The sequence below is a fragment of the Stenotrophomonas maltophilia genome (assembly GCF_013464915.1).
Lineage (GTDB): Bacteria > Pseudomonadota > Gammaproteobacteria > Xanthomonadales > Xanthomonadaceae > Stenotrophomonas > Stenotrophomonas maltophilia_AT.
On record NZ_RAVT01000082.1, the window covers coordinates 1 to 7,544 of the forward strand.

3 protein-coding genes, 1 pseudogene and 1 riboswitch are annotated in these 7,544 nt (G+C 67.3%); of the genes and pseudogenes, 3 read left to right on the forward strand and 1 reads right to left on the reverse strand.

The features are described from left to right. Positions 1-111 (forward strand): annotated as a pseudogene (locus D7T59_RS20890) (IS110 family transposase); the annotation flags it as partial. Between the two features lie 151 nt (positions 112-262). Here D7T59_RS20890 and ahcY read toward each other — a convergent pair. Further along, the gene (gene ahcY, locus D7T59_RS20895) at positions 263-1,708 is read right to left on the reverse strand and encodes an adenosylhomocysteinase (protein ID WP_180853433.1); all 1,446 of its coding nucleotides are present in this window, start codon (positions 1,706-1,708) and stop codon (positions 263-265) included. A 36-nt stretch (positions 1,709-1,744) separates the two neighbouring features. Continuing rightward, a riboswitch (S-adenosyl-L-homocysteine riboswitch) is annotated at positions 1,745-1,828 on the reverse strand. Between the two features lie 120 nt (positions 1,829-1,948). Here ahcY and D7T59_RS20900 point away from each other — a divergent pair. Beyond that, positions 1,949-4,465 carry a S9 family peptidase gene (locus D7T59_RS20900; RefSeq protein WP_180853434.1) on the forward strand — a complete coding sequence of 839 codons (2,517 nt, stop codon included), beginning with the start codon at positions 1,949-1,951 and terminating at the stop codon, positions 4,463-4,465. A 351-nt stretch (positions 4,466-4,816) separates the two neighbouring features. Then, positions 4,817-7,528 carry a phosphoenolpyruvate carboxylase gene (ppc, locus tag D7T59_RS20905; protein WP_180853440.1) on the forward strand — a complete coding sequence of 904 codons (2,712 nt, stop codon included), beginning with the start codon at positions 4,817-4,819 and terminating at the stop codon, positions 7,526-7,528. The last annotated feature ends 16 nt before the right edge of the window (positions 7,529-7,544 follow it).

Genomic DNA, 7,544 nt, shown 5'->3' on the forward strand with positions numbered 1-7,544 from the left:
AAGGCCAAGGGTAAAGCGAGCAAGGTGGCACTGGTGGCGGTCATGCGGAAAATGCTGGTGATCCTCAATGCCCGCAAGCGGGACGCCGAGGTGGCCCTCGGCAGCCCCTGACAAGACAGTTGCTACTGTGGGTTGGCTGGGGATGCGTGGTGTACGACCACACGCGAACGCAGAACGGGCGCCCGAAGGCGCCCGTTCTGTCCGACCGTTGCTGGGGTCAGAGCCCTTTCCTGCAGAAAGGGATCCGACCCCGCGCATGGCATCAGTAGCGGTAGTGGTCCGGCTTGAACGGGCCTTCCACCGGCACGCCGATGTAGTCGGCCTGTTCCTGGCTCAGGGTGGTCAGCTTCACGCCGATCTTTTCCAGGTGCAGGCGAGCCACTTCTTCGTCCAGCTTCTTCGGCAGCAGGTAGACCTTCTTTTCGTAGCTGTCCTTGTTCGCCCACAGGTCGATCTGTGCCAGGGTCTGGTTGGCGAAGCTGTTGGACATCACGAAGCTCGGGTGGCCGGTGGCGCAGCCCAGGTTCACCAGGCGGCCTTCGGCCAGCAGGAAGATCGCGTTGCCGTTCGGGAAGATGTACTTGTCCACCTGCGGCTTGATGTTGACGTGCTTCACGCCGGCGAACGACACCAGCGCATCGACCTGGATCTCGTTGTCGAAGTGGCCGATGTTGCAGACGATGGCCTGGTCCTTCATCGCGCTCAGGTGCTCGATGCGGATGATGTCCTTGTTGCCGGTGGTGGTGACGTACAGGTCGGCACGGCCCAGGGTCGATTCGATGGTGTTGACTTCATAGCCTTCCATCGCCGCCTGCAGGGCGCAGATCGGGTCGATCTCGGTGACGATCACGCGCGCGCCGTAGGCACGCAGCGAGGCGGCGCAGCCCTTGCCGACGTCACCGTAACCGCAGACCACGGCCACCTTGCCGGCCAGCATCACGTCCATCGCGCGCTTCAGGCCATCGGCCAGCGACTCGCGGCAGCCGTACAGGTTGTCGAACTTGCTCTTGGTGACCGAGTCGTTGACGTTGATTGCCGGGATCAGCAGGGTGCCGGCCTGGGCCAGCTGGTACAGGCGGTGCACGCCGGTGGTGGTTTCTTCGGAGACGCCCTTCCAGTCCTTCACCACGCGGCCCCAGTAACCCGGGCGCTCCTTGGCGACGCGCTTGAGCAGGTTCTTGATGACCTGTTCTTCGTGCGAGGACGAGGCGGTGTTGACCCAGTCGCTGCCGTTTTCCAGCTCGTAGCCCTTGTGGATCAGCAGGGTCACGTCACCGCCGTCGTCCACTACCAGCTCCGGGCCGGTCAGGGTGCCGTCGGCCAGGGTGAAGGTCAGCGCGTCCAGGGTGCAGTCCCAGTACTCTTCCAGGGTTTCGCCCTTCCAGGCGAACACCGGGGTGCCGGTGGCGGCGATGGCCGCAGCGGCGTGGTCCTGGGTCGAGAAGATGTTGCACGAGGCCCAGCGCACGTCGGCGCCGATGTCCTTCAGGGTCTCGATCAGCACGGCGGTCTGGATGGTCATGTGCAGCGAGCCGGTCACGCGCACGCCCTTCAGCGGCAGGCTGGCGGCGTGCTTGCGACGGATCGACATCAGGCCCGGCATTTCGTGCTCGGCGATGTCCAGTTCCTTGCGGCCCCAGTCGGCCAGCGTGATGTCGCGGATCTTGTAATCACCTTCGGTGGAGAAGGTCTTGGCAACAGCGTTCATTCGTGTGCTCCGGTTGTGGACGAGCGGGTGCTCGCATCTAGCCGGGCGCCGTTGTTACAAAGCCACCTTACCGAGCCTGGCCGGGCCTCGTGGGATCCGGTCGCAGCGCCCCTCGGCAGGGGAGAACCCCCATTATATCGCGGCCCCGGCGTGACATCCGGATGACCCAACCATCGGCAGGTGGGATCGCGTGCACGGCCTGTTAAGGTCGGTGTTTTCACGCATCACACAGGTGGAACGATGAGCATGCACGCGCGCCGCACACGGCGCTGGACCGGCCTGGTCCTGTCGATGGGACTGCTGGCGGTGGCTCCGCTGGCCTGGGCCGCGTCCCCGCAGCCCGCCCAGGTACAGACCCAGGGCGTCAACGGCTACGAACTGCCGTCGGCCGCGCTGCAGGCGGTGGTGGACGCGCCCCGTGCGCCGTCGTTGTACCTGTCGCCGCGCCGCGACGTCGCCGCGATGATGCAGATGCCGTCGCTGCCGTCGATCCAGGTGGTGGCGCAGCCGGAACTGAAGCTGGCCGGCCTGCGCATCAACCCGCGCACCTTCTCCGACAGCCGCTTCAGCTTCGGCGAGAAGCTGTGGCTGATGAACGTGGCCGACGGCAAGGAACGGCAGATCGGCGGGCTGCCGGCCAAGCTGTCGATCGCCAGCGTGATGTGGTCGCCGGACCAGAAGTGGCTGGCCTTCAACCAGGTCGACGCCACCAGCGGCGCCAATGAACTGTGGCTGGTGGATGTGGCCGGCGGCAGCGCCCGTCGTCTGGTCGCCGGCCTGAACACGGTGATCGGCAGTGGCTACCAGTGGCTGCCGGACAGCCGCGGCCTGGTGGTGTTCACGCGCCCGGCCAACCTTGGTGCGGCCCCGGCCGCCGACGGCATTCCGACCGGCCCGGCCGTGCAGCAGACCAGCCAGGGCGGCGGCGTGGTGTCGATCCGTACCTACCAGGACCTGCTGAAGAACGAGGCCGACGCGCGCCAGTTCGACTACTACGCCACCACCCAGCCGATGGAAGTCAGCCTGGATGGCAGCACCCGCGCGATCGGCGCAGCCGGCATCTTCATGGGCTTCTCGGTGTCGCCGGATGGCCGCTTCGTGCTGCGCCAGCCGGTGCAGCGGCCGTATTCCTACGTGGTGCCGGTGAGCAGTTTCCCGCGCCGTATCGAAGTGATCGACCGGGCCAGCGGCACGCTGGTGCACACCGTGGCCGTGCGTCCGCTGGTGGAAGGCCTGCCGACCGGCAACGACGCTGAAGTGACCGGCGTGCGCGACATCAGCTGGCGTGGTGATGCGGATGCCACCCTGGTCTGGGCCGAAGCCCAGGACGGCGGCGACCCGAACAGGGACGCCAAGGTGCGCGATGCGGTGCTGATGCAGGCTGCGCCGTTCGACAAGCCGCCGGTGACCCTGGCCCAGCTCGGCAGCCGTCTGGTGGGCATCAACTGGGGCCGTGGCGACCTGGCCCTGCTGACCGAGTCGTGGTGGAAGACGCGCAGGACCAAGACCTGGCTGATCGCCCCGGACAATGCCGGCGCCGAGCCGCGCCTGCTGTGGGATCGAGACGGGCAGGACCGCTATTCCGATCCGGGCCGGCCGCTGTTGTCCAGCGACGACCGCGGCCGCTCGTTGCTGCAGACCAGCACCGATGGCAGCAGCCTGTACCTGGCCGGTGCCGGTGCCTCACCGGAGGGCGACCGCCCGTTCGTGGACCGCTTCGACATCGCCAGTGGCAAGGCGACGCGCCTGTTCCACTCGCAGGCACCGAGCTATTCGTTGCCGGTGGCGCTGCTGGACGAACAGGGCAGCTCGCTGCTGCTGAGCCGTGAAAGCCCGGACGAGCCGGCCAACTTCTACGTGCAGTCGCTGGCCGACGCCGGCGCCGCGCCGCGCGCGCTGACCCACTTTGCCCACCCGCTGCCGCAGCTGAAGGGCGTGCAGAAGGAGCAGATCCGCTACAAGCGCAAGGACGGCGTCGACCTGACCGCGACCCTGCTGCTGCCGCCGGGTTACGACCCGAAGCGCGATGGCCCGCGCCCGCTGCTGATGTGGGCCTACCCGGGCGAGTTCAAGAGTGCGGCCGCGGCCAGCCAGGTGACCGATTCGCCGTACCGCTTCAATGCGGTCAGCTACTGGGGCCCGCAGGCGTTCCTGGCCAAGGGCTACGTGGTGCTGGCCAGCCCGTCGATGCCGATCATCGGCGAAGGCGACAAGGAGCCCAACGACACCTACATCGAACAGCTGGTGGCCAATGCGCAGGCGGCGGTGGATGAAGTGGTGCGGCGTGGCGTGACCGATCGCGACCACATCGCCATCGGCGGCCATTCCTACGGTGCCTTCATGACGGCCAACCTGCTGGCGCACACCCGCCTGTTCAAGGCCGGCATCGCGCGCAGCGGCGCCTACAACCGCACGCTCACCCCGTTCGGTTTCCAGGCCGAGGAACGCAATTACTGGCAGGCGCAGGACGTTTACCAGAAGATGGCGCCGTTCAACTACGCCGACAGGATCAAGGATCCGATCCTCTTCATCCACGGCGTGGACGACAACAACTCCGGCACGTTCCCGATGCAGAGCGAGCGCATGTTCGCCGCAGTGAAGGGGCTGGGTGGCACCGCACGGCTGGTGATGCTGCCCAACGAATCGCATGCCTACCGCGCACGCGAATCGATCATGACGATGCTGGCCGAAAGCGAGCGCTGGCTGGAGCAGACCATCGGCCCGGCCGAGCAGGGCAAGGCGAAGAAGAAGCGCTGACCCGCGCATGACGGCGGCCCCTGCAACGGGGGCCGCCATGACGCGACGGAGTAGAGTCGACCGGGTAGAGTCGACCGGGTAGAGTCGACCGGGTAGAGTCGACCGGGTAGAGTCGACTGTTAGTCGACTATCGCGCGCAGCGCGGGCTTTCGAAGATCTGACAGGAGAGCAGTCGACTGACAGTCGACTCTACCCGGTCGGCGTTTCCCGCACAGTGGTTCCCGTCGGCGTTTCCACTCCGGTCACATCAGGCGATGCGTGCAGATGAAACCATTTTTGCATCGCAGCACGAGGCCCGATCTGGGATAGGCTTGGGGTCTGGATCCGTTGACCGAGGCCTGTGCGTCGCCGATGAACGAGTACCGCAGCAGCATCGAGTTTGCTTCCCCCGATCTTCCGCTTCGCGATGATGTGCGCCGGCTCGGCGCGCTGGTTGGCGACCTGCTGGTTGAACAGGTCTCCGCCGCCTTCCTTGATGACGTCGAGGACGTGCGCACCCGCGCCATCACCCGCCGCGAGAACCAGGCGCCACTGTCCGAACTGGCCGACGGCCTGGCCGGGCGCACGCCGCAGCAGGCCGAGACCATGGTGCGGGCGTTCAGCACCTACTTCCAGGTGGTCAACATCGCCGAGCGCGTGCATCGCATCCGCCGCCGCCGCGACTACCAGCGTGCCGGTACCGCAGGGGCACAGCCCGATGGCCTGCAGGATGCGCTGCAGTACCTGAAGGCACAGGGCGTGGGCCTGGACGAGCTGGCGCAGTGGTTGCCGCGCATCGACATCGAACCAGTGTTCACCGCGCATCCGACCGAAGCGGTGCGCCGCGCGCTGCTGGAAAAAGAGCAGCTGATGGTGGCCAGCCTGGTCGACAACCTCGACGGCCAGCGCACCCCCGGCGAGGCTGCCGCCGATGCCGCACGCTTCCGCATGGCGCTGACCGCGTCGTGGCAGACCACCGATTCTTCTCCGGTGCGCCCCACCGTCGATGACGAGCGCGAGCACGTCGGGTTCTATCTGGTGCAGGTGCTGTACCGGGTGATTCCGGTGCTGTACGAATCGCTGCAGCAGGCGCTGCGCGATACCTACGGCGAAGAACTGCCGCTGCCGCGCCTGCTGCGCTTCGGTACGTGGGTGGGCGGCGACATGGACGGCAACCCGAACGTGGATGCCACCACCATCCGCAACACGCTGGATGCGCAGCGACAGGCCGTGCTGGGGCGCTACCAGAAGGAACTGCTGCAGCTGGCCAGCCTGCTCAGCCAGTCCACCGAGCGGGTGGGGGTGAGTGATGCGCTGCAGGCGCGCGTGGTGCATTACCAGCAGTTGCTGCCGCAGGTGCAGTCGCGGCCACGCCATGCCGACATGCCGTATCGCCTGCTCAATGACCGCATGCGCGCGCGCCTGCAGGCCACGCTGGATGATGGCGAAGGCAACTACGCTGGCCCGGACGAGCTGATCGACGACCTGCAGCTGATCCTCGACAGCCTGCGTGCGAACCGTGGCGAGCATGCGGGTGGCTTTGCCGTGCAGCGCCTGCTGTGGCGGGTGAAGACCTTTGGCTTCCATCTGGCGCGGCTGGATGTGCGCCAGGAGTCGAGCGTGCATGCACGCGCGCTGGCCGCCGTGCTGGGCGGCGAGGAGGCATGGCAGGCGCTGGATGCGGTGGGCCGTGCGCGGCTGCTGAGCCCGCATGCCAGCGGTGAAGTCGCATTGCCTCGTGGTGATGACGAAAGCAACCAACGCCTGGATGCGGTGTTCGCTGCACTGGCCGATGCGCGGGCACGCCACGGCGGTGATGCGCTGGGCAGCTACATCATTTCCATGGCGCACGATCGCGGCGATGTGCTGGCCGTACTCGCACTGGCGCGGCGCGGTGGCCTGGTCGATGCCGATGGCGCGGTGCCGCTGGATATTGCGCCGTTGTTCGAGACCGTAGATGACCTCAAGCGCGGCACCGCGACCCTGCGCGACCTGCTGGCCGACCCGGTGTATCGCGCCCATCTGCGTGCGCGCGGCGACGTGCAGATGGTGATGCTCGGCTACTCGGACAGCAGCAAGGACGGTGGCATCGCCGCCTCGCGCTGGGGCCTGCAGCGCGCGCAGGTGGAGTTGCTGGAGGTGGCAGCCGAGGCTGGCATTCGATTGACCTTCTTCCACGGCCGTGGCGGCTCGATCAGCCGTGGCGGCGGCAAGACCACGCATGCGGTTGATGCTTCACCGCGCGGCAGCATCGACGGCCGCCTGCGGGTGACCGAGCAGGGCGAAGTGATCCATCGCAAGTACGGCATCCGCGCGCTGGCGCTGCGTTCACTGGAGCAGGCCACCGGCGCGGTGCTGCGCGCCAGCCTGCGCCCGCGCGCGGCCGAGCCGCGCGAGGATGGCTGGCGGCCGGTGATGGATGCGGTGGCTGCGGCCAGCAGCGAGGTCTATCGTGCCTTCGTTGGCCAGGCCGGTTTCATGGACTACTTCCGCACCGCCACGCCGATCGACGTGATCGAGCGGATGACGCTGGGCTCGCGGCCGTCGCGCCGGCTCGGCCAGGACGCGGCGCTGGGCAACCTGCGCGCGATTCCGTGGGTGTTCGCCTGGAGCCAGGCGCGCGCGGTCATCCCCGGCTGGTACGGCGTCGGCAGTGGCCTGCAGGCGGCCGTGGATGCCGGCCACGAGGGCACCCTGCGCGAGATGGCGCGCGACTGGCCGTTCTTCCGCACGTTCCTGGATGACATCGCGATGGTGCTGTCCAAGGGTGATATCACCATTGCCGAGCAGTTCTCGCGGTTGTCCGGTGAGCTTCACGGGCGCTTCTTCCCGCAGGTGCAGCGCGAGCTGGAACTGACCCGGCACTGGTTGCTGGCGTTGATGGACCAGCAGACGTTGCTGGACCACGATGCGCGGCTGGCGCTGTCGATCCGCCTGCGCAATCCCTATGTGGACCCGATCAGCGTGCTGCAGGTGGACCTGCTGCAGCGCTGGCGGGCCAGCGGCCGGGAAGACGACGATCTGCTGCGCGCGCTGGTGGCGTGCGTGAACGGTGTTTCGCAGGGCGTGCAGAACACCGGATGAGTTGTTGCGGTAGTGS

Excerpts from the sequence above, each read along its gene's own strand:
- ppc (WP_180853440.1), top strand. The coding sequence starts at position 4,817 with ATGAACGAGTACCGCAGCAGCATCGAGTTTGCTTCCCCCGATCTTCCG.
- ahcY (WP_180853433.1), bottom strand. The coding sequence starts at position 1,708 with ATGAACGCTGTTGCCAAGACCTTCTCCACCGAAGGTGATTACAAGATC.
- D7T59_RS20900 (WP_180853434.1), top strand. The coding sequence starts at position 1,949 with ATGAGCATGCACGCGCGCCGCACACGGCGCTGGACCGGCCTGGTCCTG.